The organism is Acidovorax sp. KPB24-07 (assembly GCF_057543315.1).
On sequence record NZ_BAAJYS010000880.1, the window covers coordinates 1 to 681 of the forward strand.

General features: G+C 73.0%; 1 protein-coding gene. It reads right to left on the bottom strand.

The window, feature by feature from the left end; all coding sequences use genetic code 11:
- On the bottom strand, nt 1-681 hold a 681-nt coding region (locus tag AC27IQ_RS26430; protein WP_487091429.1), incomplete at both ends, for a hypothetical protein.

Here is a 681-nt window from a genome sequence, read left to right on the forward strand (position 1 = left end):
TCCAGGCGCGCCGCCGACTGCAGCAGCGCGCGCCCCTGGACCCCGAGCAGGTCGGCCCGCAGCACATGGACCGCGCCCTGCGCCAGTCCCGACGCCATGGCCGGGCGCGCCTGGCTGCTGCGCACCGCGGTCTCGATGGCCACCTGCAGGTCCTGCACGTAGGAAGACGCGCGTTCGTTGAGGATGACCAGGTCCACGCTCAGCTGCTTCATGCGCCAGTATTCGTGGGCCGTGAGCAATTGCCGCACCTGCGGCATGTCCTCGATGTCGTCGATGCGCAGCACCACGATGGGCAGGTCGCCGGAGACCGCGTGCGGCCACAGCCCCGACTGCGGCCCGGCGCCCTGCAGCAGGGTCTCGGGATGGGCGCGGAACCGGCGGTCGGCATACAGCAGCGGGGCGGCCAGGCGCTGGAAGTCGGCGGCTTCCTCGCCGTCCACTCCCAGGTGGCGCAGCTGCACCTGGGCCTGCGTCCACGACAGCGTGGCGGCGCGGTCGAAGGCGCTGCGCTCGTGGTGCTGATCGATCAGGTCCAGCAGCCCCGCGCGGGTCGATGCCACCACCGTCCAGAAGGCGATGCGCGCCAGCCCGCCCGGTGCCACGCGCACCCGCTGGCGCAGGGCGAACACCGGGTCCAGTACCGTGCCCACGGCGCCCGACAGCGGCAGGTCCTGCAGCACG